Origin of the sequence: Brenneria izadpanahii (genome assembly GCF_017569925.1) — a bacterium.
GTDB lineage: Bacteria > Pseudomonadota > Gammaproteobacteria > Enterobacterales > Enterobacteriaceae > Brenneria > Brenneria izadpanahii.
Genome location: NZ_CP050854.1, coordinates 2,295,282 through 2,317,992, shown reverse-complemented (window position 1 = coordinate 2,317,992; position 22,711 = coordinate 2,295,282). Strand labels below are relative to the sequence as shown.

Sequence of the window (22,711 nt, the reverse complement as noted above, 5' to 3'; positions counted from 1 at the left end):
TCTGTATCGAATGCTCTGTATGGAGGCGAAAAACGTTACCCGCCCTCGCCGGAACGGGTAACGCGGTATTTAGATAATGCGGGTATTCAGGGTCCGGTCATTGATGGTGATTTTCAGCATATCGCCAGACTGAATCGGCCCCACGCCCTGCGGCGTTCCGGTCAGAATAATGTCACCCGCCCGCAGAGTAAAGAAACGGCTCATATAGGCAATCAACGGCAGAACCGGCGTAATCATGTCGCGGGTATTACCCTGTTGGCGTATTTCGTCATTCACTTTCACGCCCAGATCGGTCTGCTGCGGATCGCCGAATTCCGCTACCGGAATAAAACCGGAGATGGGGCAAGAACCATCAAACGCTTTCGCCTTTTCCCACGGCTGCCCCGCCTTCTTGAAGGCGGACTGCAAGTCACGCAGGGTTAAATCCAGCGCAACGCCATAACCCGCAATCGCACGAGCGACGCGTTCTTCCGTCGCTTGCTTAAGCGGCGTGCCGATCAGCACCGCCAATTCGACTTCATGATGAACGGCACCGAAATTCTTTGGAATAGCGACGGGCTGACGCAGATCGCACAGCGCAGTTTCCGGCTTAATGAATAGAACCGGCTCAGTCGGCGTCGCACTTCCCATTTCCTTAATATGCGCCGAATAGTTGCTGCCGACGCACACCACTTTGTTTACCGGGAAGTCCAGCAGCGCGCCCTGCCAGTCTCTGTGTTGATACATGGAGATCTCCTGCCCTGTCAGTTAAATAAATATCACACTTCATCACGGTGAAAATCGCGTGAAAATGTAATCATGTACTACGATCAATCACGGCCATCATCAGCCAACGCGGCGGCAAACCAACGCCGGCGACCCGAGTATCGGCGCCATGGATATCGGTTTACGCGCCTGTATTTCATCTTGCGGCGTCACGACAATCTACACCTACTGTAAAGCAAACATCAAAATTTCTGTTGCTGACAATAGCGAGTAAAGTGTTCCACGCAAACCCGCAGCTTTGCGGAAGAATATAACGGGGTCTGGTATACCGCCCAAATATTGGCGCTTTGCGCATACTCCGGCAACACCCGGATTAGCGCGCCTTCTTTCAGCAACGTAGCGATATCCCACATCGAGCGCAGCATAATCCCTTTGCCTTCCAGCGCCCAGCGCAGAACAATCTCTCCGCTATTGGAAGATAAATGGCCAGATACTTTTACCGATTTCCGGCCCTGCTTATTTTCCAATTCCCAGACGCCCGCCGTTTGATCGCGCTCCTTGGTGATCAGGCAGTCATGTTGCCGCAGCGCCGCCAGCGAATCCGGCATTCCCCGCTGCCGTATATATTCAGGAGCGGCGCATAGTATACGCTGGTTTTTCGTTAACAGCCGGGCGATGCAATTATCGGCGATATCATCATTAACCCGGATATCAAGATCGATTCGGTCTTTAAGTAAATCAATCTGGCGATCAAAAAGTTCGAAATGTATCTGTAATTCCGGATAGCGCTCCATAAGTTGCGTAATCGCCGGCGCAATATAGTTACGCCCGAAGCCGAAACTGCAGCCGATGCGCACCATCCCTTTCGGTTCCGTCTTAACCTGCGAAACCGCGTCAAGCAGGCTTTGTAGCTGTTCAAGGATATCGCCCCCGCGTTGATATACCAGCTTGCCGCTCTCCGTCAGCGCAATGCCGTGTGACGAGCGGTGTAGCAATTTCACGCCGAGCTGACTCTCTAAAAATTGTATCCGCTTGGTGACGAAAGCCGGCGTCTGCCCCAACTCTTCTGCGGCGCCGGCAAAGCTGCCCTTGTTAACGACGGTGGTCAGCACCAGTAAATCTTTAGGGATGGGATATCGGCTGTTCATCGAAAACGCGATCCTCAGCGGGAAATGTTATGCAAAAGACCGTAATCCATGACTATTTAAAATAACAGTATGAAGTCCGCTTCTGTGAAACATATCACGCTGTATCCGTTTCGCCCGTAACGTGAAGTACGGCGAATATAAAACCTTAATTCATGAATCGTAAATCTTACATTCATACTTTCACCCGCCAATAAACCACACAATCTGTGTTAGTTTTTCGCTGTTAGCAAATCGATGATTAAAAAAATCAAATGATAATTAATATCAATATTTTCCCCCATTGATACTGGAGCTCGCAAATGATCACGCTAGAAGATAAAAGCCAAGAGGTGGAAAAACTGACCGATATTGTCGCCAGATTTATGGCGATGATTTCAACCCGTATGCCGAATGATGTGGTTAAAAAATTACAAGAATTACGCAATATAGAAAACGAAGGCATAGCGAAGATCATCTATAACACCATGTTCGACAATATGGAAAGGGCCATCAAGCTAAATCGGCCGGCCTGCCAGGACACCGGCGAAATTATGTTTTTCGTTAAGGCCGGCACCCGTTTCCCATTATTGGCGGAGTTGCAATCGATATTAAGGCGCGCCGTGGAAACGGCGACGATAAACACGCCGCTACGCCATAACGCCGTTGAGATTTTTGATGAATTCAATACCGGCACCAATACCGGCTCAGGTGTTCCGTGGGTGACATGGGATTTAATACCCGACAGCGATGACATTGAAATAGAAATATATATGGCGGGCGGCGGCTGCACATTACCCGGCCATGCAAAGGTATTAATGCCGTCCGAAGGATATGAGGGCGTGGTTAAATTCGTTTTTGAAAACATCTCGACATTGGCCGTCAATGCCTGCCCGCCGGTGCTGGTCGGTGTCGGGATCGCCACGTCGGTAGAAACGGCCGCCGTACTTTCACGTAAGGCGATTCTGCGCCCCATCGGCTCGCATAACGCCAACCCGAAAGCGGCCGAGTTGGAAAAACGGCTGGAAACAGGGTTGAACAAACTGGGGATCGGTCCACAGGGACTGACCGGAAAAGCATCGGTCATGGGCGTGCATATCGAATCCGCGGCCCGTCATCCTTCAACCATCGGCGTAGCCGTTTCCACCGGGTGCTGGGCTCATCGCCGCGGAACATTATTAATTCATGCGGATATGACTTATGAAAATATTTCTCATCAGGGGGCATCGCTATGAAAAAGGTATTAACCACGCCAATCAAGGATGAAGATCTGACGGATATCAAAGCGGGAGATATCATCTATCTTAATGGAACCCTGGTTACCTGCCGAGATGTTTGTCATCGCCGTTTAATTGAATTAAAGCGAGAACTGCCTATTGATTTACAGGGCAAAGCAATATTTCATGCCGGCCCAATCGTCAGAAAAAACGGCGACAAATGGGAGATGGTTTCAGTCGGCCCGACAACCAGTATGCGCATGGAAAAATACGAGCAAGCGTTTCTTGAGCAAACAGGTGTGAAATTAGTCGTGGGTAAAGGCGGGATGGGGCCGAATACCGAGCAGGGCTGTATGAAATATAAAGCGCTGCACGCTATATTCCCCGCAGGGTGCGCCGTATTAGCGGCGACTCAGGTTGAGGAAATAGAGGAAGTACACTGGATGGATTTAGGTATGCCCGAGTCTTTATGGGTTTGCCGGGTAAAGAACTTCGGTCCGCTGATTGTTTCCATCGATACGCATGGAAACAACCTGATAGAGAAAAATAAAAAGCGATTTGCAGCAAAACGTGATGCCATTGTCGAAGAGATCTGCGAACACGTTCATTACATCAAGTGACGTTACCCCGTCGGAAAAAACGCGTTCGGCAAGAATAGCCGTAGATACGGCGATCGCGGCGGCGGCATCGCCGTCGCCACGGCTGCCCTTGGACCCGCCCCGCCATATCGTTGATGCGGAGCAATCATCCCCCGGAAGCCGGATCGCTTTAAAACAAAGATCCGGTTATTAATACCGGATCTCTTTTTTGAATGATGCGCGAACGGATATTACGACTAAGGCATTGTCCGAAAATAAAGCCGGTATTATTTTTTTACATTTATCCAAGCGTGTTTAATAAATTCTCCAGCGGCGGCGGAACCTGGAGATAAAACCCCTGCTCTTTGAGCGCTTGCTTCACTTTTTCAATATCCGCTCTGGCCAATTTCTTACTGCCGTCCAGCGGCAATAACATGGCGAAATGCGGCATACCGAAACTCTTCATCAATTCTTCAGGCACGCGGGAAAAATCGTCTTTTTTTTCGACATAAAGATATGTTTGATCGCGTTTGGCGCTTCGATAGATCACACAAAACATTTTTTTTACTCTACTTAATGAGAATGGCGTCTTGCCTGTATATAATTGTGACTATAACATGCTTACAGCGCTCTGGAATATCATACCTTAAATGTTACTCTGGGGATTAAAAGATGCTGAAACTGAGTCAGGATAGATGTCACAAACGCCAATTGAACTAAAAGGCAGCAGCTTTACCTTATCGGTTGTTCATTTGCATGATTCCCAACCCGAGGTAATTTATCAGGCATTGCAGGAAAAGATTGAGCAAGCGCCGGCTTTTCTGAAAAATGCTCCCGTTGTCATTAATGTCGCAGGCTTAAATGCCGAAACCGACTGGATAAGATTACAGCAGGCAATTTCATCAACAGGGCTTCACGTCGTTGGCATCAGCGGTTGCAAAGACGAGAAGCTGAAACAGGCGATTACTCAAGCAGGATTGCCGCTGTTGAGCGAAGGGAAAGAACAGCGCCGGGCGCTCGACCCTGTCGTCGCAGCCCCTTCCGTGGTGAAAACCAAAGTTATCAATGCGCCGGTTCGTTCCGGTCAGCAGATTTATGCCCGGAACAGCGATCTGATTATCACCAGCAGCGTCAGCGCCGGCGCCGAAGTCATCGCCGACGGCAATATTCATATTTACGGCATGATGCGCGGCCGCGCCCTGGCCGGCGTTTCTGGCGATGTACAAAGCCAGATTTTTTGCACGCATCTGGCCGCAGAGTTGGTATCCATCGCCGGCCGCTATTGGCTGAGCGATCAGATACCCGCACCCTATTCCGGACAGGCAGTCAGGATCAATTTGAACCTGCTGGACAATGTTTTAAACATACAACCTTTAGACTAAGCCCTTTGACAAGGAAACACTTATGGCACGCATCATTGTTGTTACATCGGGTAAAGGGGGCGTTGGCAAGACCACTTCAAGCGCGGCCATTGCTACCGGTTTAGCCCAGAAAGGAAAAAAGACGGTTGTCATCGACTTTGACATCGGTCTGCGTAACCTCGACCTGATCATGGGATGTGAGCGGCGGGTGGTTTACGATTTTGTTAATGTCATTCAAGGCGATGCCACATTAAACCAGGCGCTGATTAAAGACAAACGCACCGATAATCTGTATATCCTGCCGGCATCGCAAACCCGTGATAAAGACGCGCTTACCCGTGAAGGCGTTGAAAAAGTCCTTAACGACCTGCACGAAATGGAATTTGATTTCATCGTCTGCGATTCTCCGGCCGGTATTGAAACCGGGGCGCTGATGGCGCTCTATTTCGCCGACGAAGCCATTATCACGACCAACCCGGAAGTTTCTTCGGTACGCGACTCCGACCGTATTCTTGGCATTTTGTCATCTAAATCACGTCGTGCGGAACGTTCTGAAGAGCCGATAAAAGAGCACCTGCTGCTGACCCGCTACAATCCTGGCCGGGTAAGCCGCGGCGATATGCTGAGCATGGAAGATGTGTTGGAGATCCTCAGGATCCCGCTGCTGGGCGTCATTCCTGAAGATCAGTCGGTGCTGCGCGCATCCAACCAGGGCGAACCGGTTATTCTCGATAACGAAGCCGACGCGGGTAAAGCCTACGCTGATACCGTCGACCGCTTGTTAGGCGAAGAAAAGCCCTTCCGCTTCGTTGAAGAAGAGAAGAAAAGTTTCCTTAAACGACTTTTTGGGGGATAAATTATGGCATTACTCGACTTCTTTCTGTCCCGCAAAAAAACGACGGCTAATATCGCCAAGGAGCGGCTGCAAATTATTGTTGCGGAGCGACGTCGGGGAGATAGCGAGCCCCATTATCTGCCGCAGTTAAAGCGGGATATTCTCGAAGTTATCTGTAAATACGTACAGATAGATCCTGAAATGGTAAGCGTTCAGTTAGAGCAAAAAGGAGATGATATTTCCGTGCTTGAACTGAACGTAACATTACCTGAAGCGGAAGAAACGCCTAAATGATTTTTCTGCTATAACACCCCCGGCTTATTTTCGGGGTGTTGCCTGCTTCTATTACCCAACGCGATCTTTCGTTAGCGAATTTCTCTCGCTGTTAATTCGGCGGCCCGCGCTTAATACGCCTGAAGAATTACCCGTAGTTCATCGCCGAATAAATCATTGCGCCAACCAGACAGCATTTCAGGTTCGCCGTTCCGCCCGTTTAATTTCCAATGCCAGTTAAGCACCCGATTAATCTGACGCCGCGACGCCAGCAGTTCGGTTGATAAGCCACTACGGACGCTGATGCTCTGTATCATCGCTTTAATGTCTTTAAATGCTTTTTTATAGCCAGGATGTTCGATAAGGTTTATCACCGGCTCAGGGCAGTCCGCTTCCGTTATTCCGTTGGTCTGTTCGACAATCGCCAGCAGCGTTTTACCGTGATAGCGAATTTCCGGACCGCTCAGCCCCAGAGAATCCAACTCGCCCAGCGAGGCGGGTAAAAAGCGTGCCACCTGCCACAGGTTCTCTTCACGCACGACAAAATTCACCGCGCTGTCGCGCTCCCGCGCTTTACGCAGACGCCACTCGGCAAGCCGCTGAAGGCAGGCCAAATTCCGGCCGCGCAACTGCCAGGCGTTGCCGATCTCCCGATAAGCCAGCTCCGGCGCCAATATCTCTTGCTTGCGCTGACACAGCGCGCGGCATTCATCCAGCGCGGCGTTCATCCAGCCGGCAGTTTGCGTTTCCGCCACCAGTTTTATTGCCATCGGCAACAGATAGAACACATCGGCGGCGGCGTAATCGCACTGCTTTTCACTCAATGGACGAGCTATCCAGTCCGTACGCGATTCGCTTTTATCCAGCGCGACGTCCATATAGTCGGCGACCAGCGCGGCGAAGCCATAAGAGAGCGGCTTACCTAAAAAAGCCGCCAGAATCTGGGTATCGATAAACGGCTCCGGCGTCATGCCGAAAGCATTCAGAAAAACCTCCAGGTCTTCGCTGCCGGCATGAAGGAATTTGGTGACCTGCTTATCGCTCAACAACGCCTGAAAAGGCGTCCAATCCGTTATCGTCAAGGGATCGATAAGCGAAAGCCGTTCGCCGTCATACAATTGAATCAGCCCTAGTTGCGGGTAGTAAGTACGCGTTCTGACAAACTCGGTATCCAGCGCGACTTGTTTATATTGGCGCGCCTGCGTGCAAATCTGTTTTAACCCGGAATCGGTAGCGATCAACTGATAATTCAAAACATCATTCTCTTGGTTATGTTCATAATGGATCTGACCATTATATAGATATAAAAATTGACGCCGGCTATACCGGCGTCGGGCTTGTTAGTGATGATAGCGCGTCCGCGCTGCTTCTGGCAGCGGATTTAACGATAAATAGTATGGAGCCTAAGCATTTGCTACCGACTTGAGTGAATTTTTATCCTCACGCAGCTTCCGGCGCAGGATCTTTCCTACATTCGATTTGGGCAAATCCTCGCAGAACTCAATCTCTTTCGGCACCTTGTAGCCGGTTAAATTCCGGCGACAATGCGCAATCAACTCATCTTTGGTCAGCGAATTGTCTCGTCGTACGACAAATGCCTTCACCGCTTCGCCGGATAATTCACTTGGCATACTGACGACCGCAGATTCCGATACTTTTGGGTGACGGGTAATAATATCTTCAATTTCAGTTGGATAAACGTTAAATCCCGATACCAGAATCATATCTTTCTTACGATCGACGATGCGTAAAAAGCCTTCCGCATCAGAGGTGACAATGTCACCTGTAGCCAACCAGCCGTCTTTCAAAACTTCATCGGTTGCGGCAGGCTGCCGCCAATATCCTTTCATCACCTGCGGACCGCAGACCCACAGTTCGCCGGATTCGCCGAGCGGGACGTCATTGCCCTCTTCATCGACAATTCTGACATCGGTGGAAGGCACCGGCAGACCGATACTACCGCTGTAATATTTCATATTATAAGGGTTGCCCGAAACCAGCGGCGAGCTCTCCGTCAGCCCATATCCCTCCAGCAGATGTTTGCCGGTAAGTTTTTCCCATCGTTCAGCGACCGCTTGCTGAACGGAAGCGCCGCCGCCGACCGATAAGCTGAGCGTAGAGAAATCAAGCTTATGGAATTCTTCATTATTCAATAAGGCGTTAAATAACGTATTCACGCCGACGATAACGGTAAAAGGATGCTTTGCCAGCTCCTTGGCCAGCGAGGGAATATCCCGCGGATTGGTAATCAGCAGATTGGTTCCGCCAAATTCAATAAACAGCAGACAATTCACCATTAACGCAAATATGTGATACAGCGGCAATGCGGTAACGACCACTTCATGCCGTTCCTGCAATACGGGACCGTAAGCCGCCTTGCACTGCTCGATGTTCGCCTGCATATTGCGATGAGTCAGCATTGCGCCTTTGGCGACGCCCGTCGTCCCGCCGGTATATTGCAGAAAAGCCAGATCGGTGTTATCGATATCCGGCCTCGTATATTGCATATGCCGTCCTTGCTGCAATACCTGACGAAAAGAAATAGCGTCAGGCAAGTAGTATTTGGGCACCAGCCGTTTAATGTACTTGACCACAAAATTGACCAGCGTTCCTTTGGCGGCGGAAAGCTGATCGCCCATGCGAGTCAGGATAACGTGCCGCACCTGGGTGTTATGCACTACTTTTTCCAGCGTATGGGCAAAATTGGAGACGATGACGATCGTGTCGGCCCCGCTGTCTTTCAACTGATGCTCCAGCTCACGCGGGGTATATAGCGGATTAACGTTAACCACCACCATACCCGCCCGTAAAACGCCAAACAGCGCGACCGGATATTGCAGCAGATTCGGCATCATCAATGCCACACGATCGCCTTTTTTCAACTTAAGCTGGTTTTGCAGATAGGCGGCGAACGCCCGGCTGCGCTCATCCAATTTACGGAAGGTCATCACCTCGCCCATATTGATAAATGCGGGCCGGTCGGCGTAACGCCTTACCGCATTCTCAAACATTTCAACCAGCGAGGAATAGCGATCCGGATCGATGCTTGCGGGAACATCCTCCGGATAGCGGGATAGCCAAATTCTGTCCAAGACATTACTCCCGAGAGATTTTCTTAATAGCATCGTTAACCTCTGCGCCGAATTGCCATTAACATTATTTTAACTTATGACGCTAATTAATAATCAAGCAATGTCAAGGTTGCGAGGTCGATCACTTAATTCCATGTTAAAAAATCATTAAAAAAATCAGGCGACCCAGGTCGCCTGATTCACTATCGCGCATATCGGCAGTATGTTTATTCAGTCACGAAAGTTTCAATCTCAGCGGGACCATACCAACCGCCGAACCCCCAACCGGGGCCCCAGCCATAGCGGCCATGCCATCCCCATGGGCCCGGCCCATAAGGATTAACCACCCGCTGCGCGACGTTCCAGCGCTGATATCCGCGGACGTCGACCACCACATAGCGGTAGGGACGATCGCCAATAGCGCCCTGCTCCGTTCCCGTAATCGGGCCGACAACTGTAACCAATCTGTTTCGAAAATCAACCGGATCCAGAAAACGATTGACGTAAGCAATAAACCGCCCTTCAGAAGGCGAATCCAGACGAGGTCTGGCCGCGCCATCCAACGGCATACTGGCGATTTCCAAACGGGTTCTGTCGGCTTCGTTTCGAATACTGACCACGCGCCCGCCAAAACGGGATTCTTGCCCGACATAGAGTTGCGGCGCATTCATTACCCGGACAAGGTCGTCCTGCGGCGTTGGCGATGTGCCCTTTATCGCATCAGGGACAGATACGCACCCGGCCAGCAACAGTGCGGCCGCCGCGAAAATGCCGCCCAGCAGCGCGCGGGGAAGTTGAATTAGCCGAGCGCGCTGATTCATATGCATAATCACCATTTTCATGACATACACCTTTTTTCAATGCCTGCTAATTAGACTGTAACGCACAGAATAAGTTGCCGCTCATTCACGGCCGGGCAGTTTTTTCCAGGCGACTTCATTACGCAAATAACGCGGTTGCGCCTGTTCAACGCTCACGGTCCGGCCCGCGATCCACTGCTGAAGCGCCAGCGGCAGCATATCTTCCGCCCGCGGCAAAAGCGTCTCGCCGTCCTGCAAGGCGATCGCCGGATGATTCACCAGATCGGCATAGGTTTTCCATCCCGTGCCGACCGTCGCCCACTCGCCGCTCAACGGTTCGGTCAGCGCCTGAACCTGCTGCGGCGTCAGCACCGCTTCAGACGATCCGCCTTGCCAGCGGCCGTCGCTTTCCCGCAGGTATTGCGCCCAGTAAACCTCGCCCATGCGAGCATCTATCGCCGCTAATACCCGCGTCGCGCCGCGGCAACGAAAAGCGCCCTGCGCCATGGTTTCCAACGTGGAAATACCTATCATCGGCAGATCGGCGCCCAGAGCGAGCCCCTGCGCGATGCCAATGCCAATGCGCACGCCGGTAAAACTTCCCGGTCCCTGGCCAAACGCCAGCGCATCTAACACATTGAGCGTCAGACCGCTTTCCGCCAGCACTTGCCGGACCATCGGCAACACGCGTTGAGTGTGTTCTCGGGGACAAACTTCAAATAAAGAATGAATTTCACCATCATTCCAGAGTGCGACGGAACAGGCTTCCGTTGCGGTATCAAGCGCTAGAATTCGCGTAGACATGCCAACCTCAGGCGGGAAAAATAAATCTTAACGGCGCGCATCATAGCATATATCCCCCGCAGACTTGAGTTAAGCATAGCGGTCTCCTCTGGTTTTATCTGATTGATGCGTCACGGCTTTGGATGGCGGACTCGTCTGATCGCCGGATCATCGGAGTCCGATAGCCGCCGCTAGGCTTTTCGGGTAAGAAATTCGATGGCCTGTCCGAGATCGCGCGTACGCGGCGCCGGCGGCAGACTGTTGAGAAAGACCTCGCCATACGGCCGCATAACCAGCCGGTTATCGCAGATAACCAGCACGCCGCGATCGTCAATATCCCGAATCAACCGCCCGACGCCCTGTTTCAGGGTGATAACCGCATCCGGTAATTGCACATCGTCGAATGGCTCCCCGCCCCGCAGGCGGCAATCTTCAATGCGCGCCTTCAATAGCGGATCCTCCGGGGAAGTAAACGGAAGTTTATCGATAATCACACAGGACAGCGTATCGCCACGCACATCGACCCCTTCCCAAAAACTGCTGGTCGCCACCAAAAGCGCATTGCCGGCAGACACGAACTGCGAAAGCAACTGCGCTTTACCGGTTTCGCCCTGCAATAATACCGGCAGCGTCAGCGTGGCGCGGAACTCGGCGGCCAGATCGCGCATCATCAGGTGGGAGGTACACAGCATAAAACAGCGCCCCTGATTCGCTTCAATCAGCGGACGCAGCATAGCGGCCAGTTTACGCGCGGCCCCCGGACGATTGGTTTCCGGCAGATAACGCGGCACGCAGAGCAAGGCCTGACTGGCGTAATCAAACGGGCTTGGCAGCAGCAAGGTTTGGGTATTCGTCTCATCCAGTCCCAGCCGATCGGTAAAATGGTTTAGCCGATCGTTCACCGACAGCGTAGCCGAGGTGAAAATCCAGGCCGACGGTTTTTCTTTCATCAGTTCGCGAAAGCGATCGGCCACGGAAAGCGGCGTCAGCGCCAGAACAAAGTGGCGAGAACTGCATTCGTACCAGTAGCTGTATCCTGATTGCTGTACATCCATCAGCCGCTTTAAACGGCCGCGATATAGAGTTGCCCGCTCAAAAGCGGCATCCAACAGCGCGGAGCGCCCCAAAGAGAGTTTGGCCACGTCGTAACACAGCTCCAACGCGTCATCCAGCAGCACCAGCGCACGCTGAAGAGACGGCTGATTAAGGATCTCGCGCAGATTGCCCCGGTATCCGGGTTCGCCCAGCGCCAGCCGAAAGTCCTGCGTGCTTTGCGTCAGGCGGTCGGCGCTCTTTTGCAATTGCGCCGCATCACGCACCTCCGTCCGGTAGGCGATAATAATATCTTTCGCTAAATCCATGAGTTGACGGCTGGACAACTGCTGGCCGAAATATTGGCTGGCGATATCGGGGATCTGGTGGGCCTCATCAAAAATCACCACGTCGCTGTCCGGGATCAACTCGGCGAAACCGCTCTCTTTCACCACCATATCGGCCAGATATAAATGGTGATTGACCACTACAATATCGGCATCCATCGCCTTGCGGCGGGCCTTAACCACAAAACACTCTTTGTAGCGCGGACAATCGCTGCCCAGGCAATTATCATTGGTACTGGTCACCAACGGCCAGACGGAGCTATCTTCCGCCACACCGGCACAGGTCGTGACGTCGCCCTCCGCCGTTTCAGAGGCCCATCCCCTCAGCCGCACCAGCTCGCTTAACGTTTCGGCGGGCAGATCGCCCCCGGCCATCGCCTGCTGGTCGAGACGCTCCAGGCAAAGATAGTTGGAGCGCCCTTTTAGCAGCGCCAGTTTTCCCTTGTATTTAAGCGCCTGCGCCACCATCGGCAGGTCTCGGTTGTAGAGCTGATCCTGTAACGCTTTCGAACCGGTCGAAATGATGACTTTCTTGTCCGCCCGCAAAGCCGGAGCCAGATAAGCATAAGTCTTGCCTGTTCCGGTTCCCGCCTCCACCACCAGCGCCTGCTGCTTGCTGATAGCCTGAACAACGGCCTGAGCCATTTGCCGCTGAGGCTCGCGTGGTTTAAACCCGCTGATGGCCTTCGCCAGCGCGCCATCGGTTGCAAAATCATCTATTACGCGATCATTCGTCACACTGTCTCTCTTTGTAGGATATTCCGGCGGCCGGCGCCGTTAATAACAACGCCGCGCTGATTATGCCAATACTCAACTAGCGCTACCACCTAAAATCAGATGGCTTTTGCCTGACACCGCCGCTTATGGAACGAAATACGCAAGGCGAGACACCGCGTTGCGCCTGATATCGGTCGTCAGATGGGGTTGGGCTTTTGCCGCGGAACTTAAAGCCGCATAAAAGATTATGTTACGCTTGGCTGCGTTATTTCACTCAAATTGGAGAGAGCGCACGTTATGTCAATCACCAGAATCGAACCCGAAGCCCGTTGGTCCAACGCCGTTATTCATAACCACACGCTATACCACACCTGCGTGGCGGATAATCTGGACCAGGACGCCCGGGCGCAGACAAAAAATGCGCTGGCGGCGTTGGACGATGTTTTACAGCGCGCGGGAACCGACAAAAGCCGCCTATTGGATGTGACGATTTTTCTGGCCGACGCCGATGATCTTGCGGCCATGAACGCCGAATGGGACGCCTGGGTGGTTGCGGGCAGCGCGCCGGTACGCTGCACCGTACAGGCTAAGCTGATGGACCCCAGATACAAAATTGAAATAAAAGTGATTGCCGCGCTATAACAATAACCAGAGGGGAAGACGATCAGTGCTCTTCCTCTTCTTCTCCATCATCAAAAGAGTAGGTTTCGCCCTCTTCCTGCTGGTCGTTTTCTTCATCTTCAAACATCGCGGCGACCATATCTCCCCGATGTTCTTCACGGATCTCAGCCGCCACGACGGCAATCGCCTGACCGCTGCTCATTCCCTGCGACATCAGTTCCTGAATCCGCTCTACGGCTTTTTGCTGCTGCTCATGCGTCAGCGCGGGCATACCGGCAATCATGCTAAACTCCTGCTAATTGAAACGGGGCATATCATCGCACGCTATCTCAGCCATACACCAGAACTTCCGGTTTGTGATACGCTCCCCCTAAAGAGACGCGGTTTCAGACCGGGTTTCAGACCGGCAAGAAAAAATATCCACCTGCACAGCAAGAGATTATACAAAAATACCATGCGTTCATCCCCTACCTACCACTCGCTGCCCTATCAGCCTGAGGCGTTATTGACGCTTTTCGCGGCGTTTTCACAGCAGCCGTGGGCAATGTTGTTGCATTCAGGTTTTGCCGAGCATCCTCATAGCCGCTTTGACATCATGGTCGCCGACCCGCAGGTCACGCTATGCACCCGCGGCGGACGGACGGAAATCACCCAGGACGGCAGCCAACAGATATCCGACGCCGATCCCTTTACGCTACTGCAACAGCACCTTGACCTGATGGGAATGGAGATAGCGGCCGGCGCGCAATCCGATTTTCCCTTTCAGGGCGGCGCGCTCGGCCTGTTTGGTTATGATTTAGGGCGGCGCGTGGAGAAGTTGCCGGCGCAGGCGGCACGGGATATCGACCTGCCCGACATGGCCGTCGGCCTGTATGACTGGGCGTTAATCGCCGATCATCAGCGCCAGACGTTAACGCTGATCGTACATGGCGATCTCCAAGCCAGATTGAACTGGCTGGCAAATCCGCCCGCGCGCCGCCATCAATCAGACTTTCAACTCGCCGGCCCGTGGCGCGCCAATATGTCGCGGGCAGAATACGGCGAGAAATTTCGTAAAATACAGGACTACCTGCTATCCGGGGACTGCTATCAGGTCAATCTGGCGCAGCGTTTTGTCGCCGACTATGAAGGCGATGAGTGGCAGGCGTTTTTACGGCTGTCATCCGGCAATAAGGCGCCGTTTTCCGCTTTCCTGCGTCTGCCGCAAAATACGGTTATCAGCGTATCTCCCGAACGTTTTCTATGGCTGGAGAACCAGCGAATCCAGACCCGTCCGATTAAGGGCACGCTGCCGCGACTGGCGGATAAGGACGCCGACGCCCTACAGGCCGCGCGGCTGGCCCAGTCGGAGAAGGATCGGGCGGAAAATCTGATGATTGTCGATCTACTGCGCAATGATATCGGCCGGGTCGCAGTTCCCGGCAGCGTTCGCGTGCCAGAGTTGTTCGTCGTCGAGCCATTCCCCGCGGTACATCATCTAGTCAGTACGATCGTGGCCGAATTGCCCCCGACCCGCCATGCGGCGGCGCTGCTGCGAGCTTGTTTTCCCGGCGGCTCCATTACCGGCGCGCCCAAAATCCGTGCGATGCAGATTATTGAAGAGCTGGAGCCGCAGCGGCGTAATGGCTATTGCGGCAGCATTGGTTATCTGAGCATCTGCGGAACCATGGATACCAATATCGCCATCCGAACCTTGTTGACCGAACAGGGTAAAATATACTGCTGGGCCGGCGGCGGTATCGTCGCCGATAGTCGGGAGCAGGCGGAATATCAGGAAACTTTTGATAAAATAGATCGTATCCTGCCCGTATTGAGCCAGTTGGATAAGCAGCAGGAAAAGACAGGTTAATATTCGTGACGCATCCAGTGATTGAGATAAATTCGCCGCCGTTCCGTTCTACCACGCCTTTCGATCTGGCGGAGTTCATTACGCGCTTTCAACTGCAAACGCTGCGCGCCGCATCGCCGGCGCGCCAGTTACGGAAAGCCGCCGTCCTGGTGCCGATTGTCCGCCGCACAACCCCGACCTTGCTTCTGACCCGCCGGGCATCGGATCTCAGGAAACACGCCGGGCAAGTCGCCTTCCCCGGCGGGGCCGCCGACAGCGACGATCGGTCGCTGATTGCAACGGCCTTACGCGAAGCGCAGGAAGAAGTGGCGATCCCGCCCCAGGACGTGCAGGTTCTCGGCGTCTTGCCGCCCGTCGACAGCGTGAGCGGATTCCAGGTCACTCCGGTCGTCGGCCTGATTTCCTCTCGGATCCGCTTTCAGCCGAATGAGGGAGAAGTGGCTGAACTGTTTGAAATGCCGCTTGAGGTCGCGTTCGCGCTGGAACGCTATCATGCCCTTGATATTGAGCGGCAGCGGAAACCGCACCGGGTTTATCTTTCCTGGTATCGGCAGCAATTTGTCTGGGGATTAACGGCATCGATCATTCGTCAGCTCGCGCTGCATGTGGCCAATAGCCCATGATATTTTTACTCTTTTTGTTATTTCCCCACGCCGCTTTCGCCCCATTATCCATAAAGTAAAAATAGTTAATTTTATTATTAATCCTTTTCTTCCCGCTTAATACGCTCTAGCGTTCCCGAAAATAAATAAACTTATCCATTGGCATAAGTTTATTTCATGCGAAAAGGGAAACCTCGCAACATATTCCACACTACAATAGCCCGTTCTGAGAGTTTTATTCTAGCCTGTGGGTATGGTTGCGCTTTTAAGGAGTTTTTAGCGTGATAAGCGTTTTCGACATGTTTAAAATCGGTATTGGCCCCTCCAGCTCTCATACAGTAGGACCGATGAAAGCCGGTAAGCAGTTTGTCGATGAGTTAATAAATCGGAATTTACTAACGGCCGCCACGCGTATTGCCGTTGATGTTTACGGTTCGCTATCGCTAACAGGGAAAGGACACCATACCGATATCGCCATCATCATGGGACTGGCCGGCAGTATGCCGGATAACGTCGATATCGATGCCATACCAGGCTTTATCCGAGATGTTGAGCAGCGTGAACGGCTGTTGCTGGCGGACGGCCGGCATGAAGTCGATTTTCCCCGTGAAGGCGGCATGGTTTTCCGCAGCGAAAACCTGCCGCTGCATGAAAATGGTATGACCATCACTGCGTTTGCCGGGAATAAGGCGGTTTTCAGCAAGACCTATTATTCCATCGGCGGCGGATTTATCGTCGACGAAGAAAACTTTGGCAAAAGCGTTTTAACCGAAGTTTCCGTGCCCTACGCCTTTAATTCGGCGAAAGAGATGCTGGCGCACTGCAAACAAAGCGGCCTTTCGCTGTCCGGTCTGATGATGCGCAATGAACTGGCGTTACATAGTCGTCAGGATATCGAAACTTATTTTTCGGATATCTGGCATGCCATGCGCGCCTGTATCGACCGCGGCGTGAATACTGAAGGGGTGTTGCCCGGCCCGCTGCGCGTTCCCCGCCGCGCCTCCGCGCTGCGCCGTATGCTGGTGGCTTCCGATAAATTATCGAATGACCCGATGAATGTTGTCGATTGGGTAAACATGTTCGCTCTGGCCGTGAACGAAGAGAATGCGGCCGGCGGACGCGTCGTGACGGCGCCGACCAATGGCGCCTGCGGCATCGTGCCTGCCGTCCTGGCTTATTACGATCACTTTATTGAACCGGTTGAGCCGGGAATATATATCCGTTATTTCCTTGCCGCCGGAGCCGTCGGGATCCTATACAAAATGAACGCCTCCATTTCCGGCGCTGAAGTGGGCTGCCAGGGTGAAGTGGGCGTCGCCTGTTCAATGGCGGCGGCCGGCCTGGCCGAATTAATGGGCGCCAGCCCGGAACAGGTCTGCGTGGCCGCGGAAATTGGTATGGAGCACAATCTGGGCTTAACCTGCGACCCGGTCGCCGGTCAGGTTCAAGTTCCGTGCATTGAGCGTAATGCCATCGCTGCGGTAAAAGCCATTAACGCCGCGCGTATGGCGGTGCGTCGCACCAGCGAACCGCGCGTGTCGCTGGATAAGGTCATAGAAACCATGTATGAAACCGGCAAGGATATGAACGCCAAATATCGCGAAACGTCACGCGGCGGACTGGCGATAAAGGTGCAGTGCGACTAGCGTCCTCTTCACAATAATCGGTGGGCGGTCGGCGCCCGCCGATCTATCAGCATGGAATCGTTCCGCTTCACCATCGCTTATCCATACCCGTTATCCTCTTTTTCCGCCACTCCCTTTTGCCGTTGTTGCATTGCAGAACAGTGATTAAGAAATTAATTGCTTTCGGTATTTTGGGTGCGGCCTTATCCGACTTCATCCTGATTGGTCTGGTCGCCATTGGCCTGGGCTCATTGGTGGCCGCCTCCGAAACCCTGTTTTCGCTGGTTAAATGGATCGGCGTCGGTTACTTATTCTGGCTCTCGCTACAACTTTGGCAGGCGAAACCCTCGTCCTTGTTGACGACGGCGCCGACCGATCGCCCTTCGTATTCGGCCAATCGCGCGTTTATGCGCAGCCTGCTGGTCGCCTTATCCAACCCCAAAGGGTTACTGTTTTTTTCTGCGTTTTTACCGCAGTTCATCGTTGTCAATGAACCGCAGCTACCTCAGTATGTCGCCTTCGCCTGCGCCACGATAGTCATTGATATCGCCATTATGGCGGGATATGCCTTTGGCGGAATGCAGGCCGCCCGCGCCTTTACCGCTGTTGGGTTAAGAAGGCTTAACCGCGCCTGCGCGGCGATCATGGTCTTTCTGGCCGGTGGCCTGGCTGTCTATCGTAAAAGTTGATGTCAAGCCGAGCGGGTAGCCAGGGGAGCGCATTGTTGTTCATTAACGGCCAATCGTCCGCTGACTGCGCCATTCGTTGAATAAAAAAGGATGAGCAATGGGATACAAACAAACGAACGCGCCGGAAAGCTGTTCCGACATGGGTGAAATAAGAGCGGAAATCGACGCGCTGGATCGGGAAGTAATCCAACTGCTGTCGCAGCGCTTTGCGTATGTTAAATCCGCCGCCAGGTTCAAGAAAAATCCTGATCAGGTTCAGGCCAAAGCCCGGTTTGAAAGCATGCTCGCACAGCGCAGAACCTGGGCGGAAAATGCAGAGCTAAACCCCGACGTTATAGAAAAGATGTACCGCGATCTGGTGACATGGTTTATTGCTGAAGAAATGGCGCACTGGTCGCAATCGCCAAACGCCTCTTAACAAGACCGGCGGCAACGAAATACGGCTTGTCCGCCAGGAACAAGCCGTATCGTCACCCGTCGGGATCATTTAGCGGGAAGCATGCGACCGCTCTTCCTCGTCTTCAACCGGCTCGGTGATTTTCTCCACCCGCACCAGTTCAATACGATATTCCGACACTTCCATAATGCGAAAGCGCAGTTGATGCAGTTCGATAACATCCCCGACTTTAGGAAACTCATCGCAGTGCGACAGCAGCATCCCCGCCAACGATGAATAGTCCTCTTTCGGGCTGACCAGATCGTTGCTGTCGAGCGCCTGCTGCAACGAGTGCAGATCCGTACCGCCCTTTACCAGCCAGCCATCGCCATCGGCGATAATCTCCGGCGTTTCGTCCTCATCCGGAAACTCGCCGGCGATAGCCTCCAGCACATCCAACGGCGTCACCAGCCCCTGCACCACGCCGAACTCGTTGGTTACCATCACCAGGCCGCCCTTGGCCCGGCGCAGCACCGGCAGCAGATTAATGACGTCCAGCGTCTCCGGCACCACAATCGGTTGGTTTGCTGCGGCGAAACTTTCCACATCGGCATGCTCTTCCAGCGCCACCAGCAGATCCTTGGCCCGCACAACGCCGATTAATTCATCCAGAGAACCGCGGCAAACCGGGAACAGGCTGTGAGGCGTATCCAGCAACTGCATCCGTATTTCTTCTACGGAGCGCTCACAGTCCACCCAGGAAATTTCTGTCCGGGGAGTCATCACGCTGCGCAAAGAACGTGACGCCAGCGTCAGAACGCCGTTGATCATGTAGCGCTCTTCCTCCGCAAACTCTTCAGACATAACCTTCTGCGGTTCGTCGTCTTCATCGCTAGCGGTCTTTCTGGCGCCCATCAGCCGTAGAATCGCCTCGGCGGTGCGCTCACGCAAAGGCCGCCGCGACTGATGCTTCATAAAGTTATGCCGGGCAATCTGGTTAAACAGTTCGATCAGGATCGAGAAGCCGATCGCCGCATACAGATAGCCTTTGGGAATATGGAAACCAAAACCTTCCGCCACCAAACTTAAGCCAATCATCAGCAGGAAGCTGAGGCACAGCACCACCACGGTGGGATGCGCGTTTACGAAGTTGGTCAGCGGTTTGGATGCCAGCAGCATCACTCCCATCGCAATAATGACCGCGGTCATCATAACGCCAAGATGGTTAACCATTCCCACCGCCGTAATCACCGCATCCAGCGAAAATACCGCATCCAGGACGACAATCTGCGCCACAACGGCCCAAAAGCTGGCGTGCGAGCGGTTGCCTTGCTCATCGTGCGATTTATTTTCCAGCCGTTCATGCAACTCCATGGTGGCCTTAAATAGTAAGAACAGCCCCCCGCCCAACAGGATGAGATCGCGGCCGGAGAAGCTGAAATCGCCGATGTGAAACAGCGGACGGGTCAGCGTAACCATCCAGGAAATCAAGGACAACAACCCCAAACGCATTAATAAGGCCAGCGATAAACCGATGATACGGGCTTTATCCCGCTGTCTGGGCGGTAGTTTATCCGCCAGAATGGCGATAAATACCAGGTTGTCGATGCCCAGAACAATTTCAAGTACCACCAGCGTCAATAAGCCTGCCCAGATTGAAGGATCCAGCAAAAAGAATTCCATGTCAGACTCCGAAAAATGAACGAGCAAATGACATCAATGCGTCAATTGCATTGAATGGTAATAAGAAAAGTTGGTATGAAGCAGAATGACTCTGAAGGTGGTCAGAATGGCCAACCAAGTACAGAAAACCACCATCGTTAGCGGGTACACAGAGAACGTTTTGTCGGTGACAGTCCATGGGAAGGGCTAATGCCCAGTGCTCCTAAGTAATTTAACAGAAGATTACTCTAGCAGGTTGCTCCCATTTTTCACAAAGATTTTCTTACACACTTTAATTATCTAAAACCGTGTAACAATTTCGTTATATGCTCCACACTTTCATAACAGTGCAAACTTTACGCGATCACCATCACACTATTTATTTTTTCGCTGGGTAAAATAAATCCGGCAAACCGTTGATTTACGGTTTATAGCTAGAACGAGAATTCATTGAACACCATGAATTCATTGTGGGTTTTTCACCTATTGGACAACCAAATTAGATTCTTTCGACTATACAGATACTGTACGGTTAATTCTCTATAGAGAGGCGTTAACCCAATATCCCGATACATTACACACATAATTTGATCGTGAATAATGAGGAGGTAGCAAGTGAGTATTGCAATAATGCTATGCACTCACGGTACCACCGCAGGGCCGCTGCTTAAAACAGCCGAAATGATTCTGGGTGAACAGCAAAACGTTGCCTGGATAGATTTCATCCCCGGTGAGAATGCTGAAACATTGATGGAAAAATATCAAGAGAAGCTATCCCAGTTAGATACTTCGCTTGGCGTATTGTTTTTAGTCGATACCTGGGGAGGCAGCCCTTTTAACGCCGCCAGCCGAATGGTAACGGATAAGGAGAACTACGAAGTCATCGCCGGGGTGAATATCCCCTTGCTGGTGGAAACCTTTATGGCCAGAGACGACAATCCCGCATTTGCCGATCTGGTGTCCATCGCCCTTGAAGCCGGCCGGGACGGAGTAAAAGCCCTGAAAACGCAAGAGCGGCAGAAACCCGCCGTATCCGCGCCTCCCAAGGCTCAGCCCGCGGCGCCGGTCTCCGGCTCGGGCGAGCATATGAAGATAGGGTTAGCGCGCATCGACGACCGATTGATTCACGGTCAGGTCGCCACCCGCTGGACCAAAGAAACCAACGTCGGCCGCATTATCGTCGTCAGTAATGAGGTCGCCGCCGATAACGTGCGCAAAACGCTGTTGACGCAGGTCGCGCCGCCGGGCGTTACCGCTCATGTGGTCGATGTGGAGAAAGCGATTCGCGTTTATAACAATCCGAAATACGCGTCCGATCGCGTCATGCTGTTATTTACCAATCCGACCGACGTTCTCACGCTGGTTGAAAATGGCGTGAAAATAACGTCGGTCAATATTGGGGGAATGGCATTCCGCCAGGGGAAAACGCAGGTCAATAACGCGGTTTCTATTGATGAAAAAGATATTGCCGCGTTTAAAGAACTGGATAAACGCGGAATTGAATTAGAGGTAAGAAAAGTTTCAAGCGATACCAAAATCAAAATGATGGACTTAATCAATAAGATGGCTCGTTAACGCATTTATAAATAACGCTGTGTAACGATTTATTTTACTCAGAAACGTTTTTCATAGGAGAAGTACAATGGAGATTACTACGCTTCAAATTGTGCTGATATTTCTTGTAGCTTGCGTCTCGGGGATGGGATCGATTCTTGATGAGTTTCAGTTCCACCGTCCGCTTGTCGCCTGTACGCTTATTGGCGCAATACTGGGCGATCTGCAAACCGGGATCATTATCGGCGGCACATTGGAAATGATCGCTCTCGGCTGGATGAACATCGGCGCGGCGGTCGCGCCCGATGCGGCTCTGGCTTCCATTATTTCAACCATCCTGGTTATTGCCGGCGGACAGAGCGTCGGTGCGGGGATCGCGCTGGCTATTCCGTTGGCCGCGGCAGGACAAGTGCTGACGATTATCGTCCGCACCATCACCGTCGCCTTCCAACACGCGGCCGACAGCGCGGCGGAACGCGGCAACCTGAGCGCCATCAGTTGGCTTCACGTCTCGGCGTTGTTCCTCCAGGCGATGCGTATCGCCATCCCTGCCGTTATCGTTGCGATATCCGTCGGTACGGATGCCGTTCACGCCATGTTGAATTCGATACCCGACGTCGTCACCAACGGCCTGAATATCGCCGGGGGCATGATTGTGGTCGTTGGTTATGCCATGGTCATCAACATGATGCGCGCCGGCTATCTGATGCCTTTCTTCTATCTCGGTTTCGTTACCGCCGCATTCACCGATTTCAACCTGGTCGCGCTGGGTGTGATTGGCGTTGTCATGGCCGTGCTGTATATCCAGCTCAGCCCGAAATACAACAGGGTGCCGGGTCAACCTGCGGCGGCTGGCAGCAACGATCTTGATAATGAACTGGACTAATAGG

Annotated in this window: 23 protein-coding genes; 13 read left to right on the top strand and 10 right to left on the bottom strand. The window is 52.7% G+C overall.

Annotated features, from left to right (window positions below; translation table 11 throughout):
* Positions 1-69 precede the first annotated feature (69 nt).
* Together HC231_RS10455 and ttdR are read right to left on the bottom strand one after the other, a co-directional pair.
* Positions 70-726: a fumarylacetoacetate hydrolase family protein gene (locus tag HC231_RS10455; protein WP_208230914.1), complete on the bottom strand. Its 657-nt coding sequence runs from the start codon at positions 724-726 to the stop codon at positions 70-72.
* A gap of 221 nt (positions 727-947) precedes the next feature.
* Positions 948-1,853 (bottom strand): L-tartrate utilization transcriptional activator TtdR, encoded by a 906-nt coding sequence (gene ttdR, locus HC231_RS10450; RefSeq protein ID WP_208230913.1) that lies wholly within the window; start codon positions 1,851-1,853, stop codon positions 948-950.
* Positions 1,854-2,152: 299 nt separating this feature from the next.
* On the opposite strand from ttdR, the gene ttdA reads away from it, so the two are divergent.
* Both ttdA and ttdB read left to right on the top strand, forming a co-directional pair.
* Entirely contained in the window at positions 2,153-3,064 is a 912-nt protein-coding gene (gene ttdA / locus HC231_RS10445) for a L(+)-tartrate dehydratase subunit alpha (protein WP_208230912.1), read from the top strand.
* Positions 3,061-3,666: a L(+)-tartrate dehydratase subunit beta gene (ttdB, locus tag HC231_RS10440; protein ID WP_208230911.1), complete on the top strand. Its 606-nt coding sequence runs from the start codon at positions 3,061-3,063 to the stop codon at positions 3,664-3,666. The genes ttdA and ttdB overlap by 4 nt, the downstream gene beginning before the upstream one ends.
* 259 nt (positions 3,667-3,925) lie before the next feature.
* Here ttdB and HC231_RS10435 read toward each other — a convergent pair whose 3' ends face one another.
* Positions 3,926-4,183: a YcgL domain-containing protein gene (locus HC231_RS10435; protein ID WP_208230910.1), complete on the bottom strand. Its 258-nt coding sequence runs from the start codon at positions 4,181-4,183 to the stop codon at positions 3,926-3,928.
* A gap of 136 nt (positions 4,184-4,319) precedes the next feature.
* Here HC231_RS10435 and minC point away from each other — a divergent pair, with 136 nt between their 5' ends.
* The 3 genes from minC to minE are packed head-to-tail and all read left to right on the top strand — an operon-like array spanning position 4,320 to position 6,114.
* Positions 4,320-5,006 carry a septum site-determining protein MinC gene (gene minC, locus HC231_RS10430; protein WP_208230909.1) on the top strand — a complete coding sequence of 229 codons (687 nt, stop codon included), beginning with the start codon at positions 4,320-4,322 and terminating at the stop codon, positions 5,004-5,006.
* 22 nt (positions 5,007-5,028) lie between these two features.
* Positions 5,029-5,841, top strand: coding sequence for a septum site-determining protein MinD (gene minD, locus HC231_RS10425; RefSeq protein WP_208230908.1), 813 nt, complete (start codon positions 5,029-5,031; stop codon positions 5,839-5,841).
* 3 nt (positions 5,842-5,844) lie between these two features.
* The gene (gene minE, locus HC231_RS10420) at positions 5,845-6,114 is read left to right on the top strand and encodes a cell division topological specificity factor MinE (RefSeq protein ID WP_208230907.1); all 270 of its coding nucleotides are present in this window, start codon (positions 5,845-5,847) and stop codon (positions 6,112-6,114) included.
* Between the two features lie 110 nt (positions 6,115-6,224).
* Here minE and rnd read toward each other — a convergent pair whose 3' ends face one another.
* From rnd to yoaA, 5 genes are all read right to left on the bottom strand, one after another.
* Positions 6,225-7,346 carry a ribonuclease D gene (rnd, locus tag HC231_RS10415; protein WP_208230906.1) on the bottom strand — a complete coding sequence of 374 codons (1,122 nt, stop codon included), beginning with the start codon at positions 7,344-7,346 and terminating at the stop codon, positions 6,225-6,227.
* Between the two features lie 150 nt (positions 7,347-7,496).
* The gene (fadD, locus tag HC231_RS10410) at positions 7,497-9,185 is read right to left on the bottom strand and encodes a long-chain-fatty-acid--CoA ligase FadD (protein WP_208230905.1); all 1,689 of its coding nucleotides are present in this window, start codon (positions 9,183-9,185) and stop codon (positions 7,497-7,499) included.
* Positions 9,186-9,391: 206 nt separating this feature from the next.
* The gene (locus HC231_RS10405) at positions 9,392-9,985 is read right to left on the bottom strand and encodes a Slp family lipoprotein (protein WP_425490555.1); all 594 of its coding nucleotides are present in this window, start codon (positions 9,983-9,985) and stop codon (positions 9,392-9,394) included.
* 81 nt (positions 9,986-10,066) lie between these two features.
* Positions 10,067-10,768: a tRNA (adenosine(37)-N6)-threonylcarbamoyltransferase complex dimerization subunit type 1 TsaB gene (gene tsaB, locus HC231_RS10400; protein WP_208230903.1), complete on the bottom strand. Its 702-nt coding sequence runs from the start codon at positions 10,766-10,768 to the stop codon at positions 10,067-10,069.
* A gap of 170 nt (positions 10,769-10,938) precedes the next feature.
* Positions 10,939-12,864 (bottom strand): DNA repair helicase YoaA, encoded by a 1,926-nt coding sequence (gene yoaA, locus HC231_RS10395; protein WP_208230902.1) that lies wholly within the window; start codon positions 12,862-12,864, stop codon positions 10,939-10,941.
* Positions 12,865-13,140: 276 nt separating this feature from the next.
* On the opposite strand from yoaA, the gene HC231_RS10390 reads away from it, so the two are divergent.
* Positions 13,141-13,485, top strand: a complete 345-nt coding sequence (locus HC231_RS10390) for a RidA family protein (RefSeq protein WP_208230901.1) — start codon at positions 13,141-13,143, stop codon at positions 13,483-13,485.
* Between the two features lie 22 nt (positions 13,486-13,507).
* Here the strand turns inward: HC231_RS10390 and HC231_RS10385 are convergent, their stop codons facing one another.
* The gene (locus HC231_RS10385) at positions 13,508-13,747 is read right to left on the bottom strand and encodes a YoaH family protein (protein WP_208230900.1); all 240 of its coding nucleotides are present in this window, start codon (positions 13,745-13,747) and stop codon (positions 13,508-13,510) included.
* A 171-nt stretch (positions 13,748-13,918) separates the two neighbouring features.
* On the opposite strand from HC231_RS10385, the gene pabB reads away from it, so the two are divergent.
* From pabB to HC231_RS10360, 5 genes are all read left to right on the top strand, one after another.
* On the top strand, positions 13,919-15,313 hold the full coding sequence (gene pabB, locus HC231_RS10380) for an aminodeoxychorismate synthase component 1 (protein ID WP_208230899.1): 1,395 nt from the start codon (positions 13,919-13,921) through the stop codon (positions 15,311-15,313).
* Between the two features lie 17 nt (positions 15,314-15,330).
* The gene (locus tag HC231_RS10375; protein WP_425490529.1) at positions 15,331-15,936 is read left to right on the top strand and encodes a CoA pyrophosphatase; all 606 of its coding nucleotides are present in this window, start codon (positions 15,331-15,333) and stop codon (positions 15,934-15,936) included.
* Positions 15,937-16,196: 260 nt separating this feature from the next.
* A complete protein-coding gene (locus tag HC231_RS10370; protein WP_208230898.1) occupies positions 16,197-17,561 on the top strand; it encodes an L-serine ammonia-lyase in 1,365 nt (454 codons plus the stop codon).
* 140 nt (positions 17,562-17,701) lie between these two features.
* Positions 17,702-18,229 carry a LysE family translocator gene (locus tag HC231_RS10365; protein ID WP_208230897.1) on the top strand — a complete coding sequence of 176 codons (528 nt, stop codon included), beginning with the start codon at positions 17,702-17,704 and terminating at the stop codon, positions 18,227-18,229.
* Between the two features lie 97 nt (positions 18,230-18,326).
* Positions 18,327-18,647 (top strand): isochorismate lyase, encoded by a 321-nt coding sequence (locus HC231_RS10360; RefSeq protein WP_208230896.1) that lies wholly within the window; start codon positions 18,327-18,329, stop codon positions 18,645-18,647.
* A gap of 69 nt (positions 18,648-18,716) precedes the next feature.
* Here HC231_RS10360 and HC231_RS10355 read toward each other — a convergent pair whose 3' ends face one another.
* Positions 18,717-20,288 (bottom strand): TerC family protein, encoded by a 1,572-nt coding sequence (locus HC231_RS10355; RefSeq protein WP_208230895.1) that lies wholly within the window; start codon positions 20,286-20,288, stop codon positions 18,717-18,719.
* A gap of 594 nt (positions 20,289-20,882) precedes the next feature.
* Between HC231_RS10355 and manX the strand changes: the two genes are divergently transcribed.
* Both manX and HC231_RS10345 read left to right on the top strand, forming a co-directional pair.
* The gene (gene manX / locus HC231_RS10350; RefSeq protein WP_208230894.1) at positions 20,883-21,842 is read left to right on the top strand and encodes a PTS mannose transporter subunit IIAB; all 960 of its coding nucleotides are present in this window, start codon (positions 20,883-20,885) and stop codon (positions 21,840-21,842) included.
* A 67-nt stretch (positions 21,843-21,909) separates the two neighbouring features.
* A complete protein-coding gene (locus tag HC231_RS10345; protein ID WP_208230893.1) occupies positions 21,910-22,707 on the top strand; it encodes a PTS mannose/fructose/sorbose transporter subunit IIC in 798 nt (265 codons plus the stop codon).
* Positions 22,708-22,711 lie beyond the last annotated feature (4 nt).

Excerpts from the sequence above, each read along its gene's own strand:
- HC231_RS10455 (WP_208230914.1), bottom strand. The coding sequence starts at position 726 with ATGTATCAACACAGAGACTGGCAGGGCGCGCTGCTGGACTTCCCGGTA.
- ttdR (WP_208230913.1), bottom strand. The coding sequence starts at position 1,853 with ATGAACAGCCGATATCCCATCCCTAAAGATTTACTGGTGCTGACCACC.
- ttdA (WP_208230912.1), top strand. The coding sequence starts at position 2,153 with ATGATCACGCTAGAAGATAAAAGCCAAGAGGTGGAAAAACTGACCGAT.
- ttdB (WP_208230911.1), top strand. The coding sequence starts at position 3,061 with ATGAAAAAGGTATTAACCACGCCAATCAAGGATGAAGATCTGACGGAT.
- HC231_RS10435 (WP_208230910.1), bottom strand. The coding sequence starts at position 4,183 with ATGTTTTGTGTGATCTATCGAAGCGCCAAACGCGATCAAACATATCTT.
- minC (WP_208230909.1), top strand. The coding sequence starts at position 4,320 with ATGTCACAAACGCCAATTGAACTAAAAGGCAGCAGCTTTACCTTATCG.
- minD (WP_208230908.1), top strand. The coding sequence starts at position 5,029 with ATGGCACGCATCATTGTTGTTACATCGGGTAAAGGGGGCGTTGGCAAG.
- minE (WP_208230907.1), top strand. The coding sequence starts at position 5,845 with ATGGCATTACTCGACTTCTTTCTGTCCCGCAAAAAAACGACGGCTAAT.
- HC231_RS10405 (WP_425490555.1), bottom strand. The coding sequence starts at position 9,985 with ATGAATCAGCGCGCTCGGCTAATTCAACTTCCCCGCGCGCTGCTGGGC.
- tsaB (WP_208230903.1), bottom strand. The coding sequence starts at position 10,768 with ATGTCTACGCGAATTCTAGCGCTTGATACCGCAACGGAAGCCTGTTCC.
- HC231_RS10390 (WP_208230901.1), top strand. The coding sequence starts at position 13,141 with ATGTCAATCACCAGAATCGAACCCGAAGCCCGTTGGTCCAACGCCGTT.
- HC231_RS10385 (WP_208230900.1), bottom strand. The coding sequence starts at position 13,747 with ATGATTGCCGGTATGCCCGCGCTGACGCATGAGCAGCAGCAAAAAGCC.
- pabB (WP_208230899.1), top strand. The coding sequence starts at position 13,919 with ATGCGTTCATCCCCTACCTACCACTCGCTGCCCTATCAGCCTGAGGCG.
- HC231_RS10360 (WP_208230896.1), top strand. The coding sequence starts at position 18,327 with ATGGGATACAAACAAACGAACGCGCCGGAAAGCTGTTCCGACATGGGT.
- HC231_RS10355 (WP_208230895.1), bottom strand. The coding sequence starts at position 20,288 with ATGGAATTCTTTTTGCTGGATCCTTCAATCTGGGCAGGCTTATTGACG.
- HC231_RS10345 (WP_208230893.1), top strand. The coding sequence starts at position 21,910 with ATGGAGATTACTACGCTTCAAATTGTGCTGATATTTCTTGTAGCTTGC.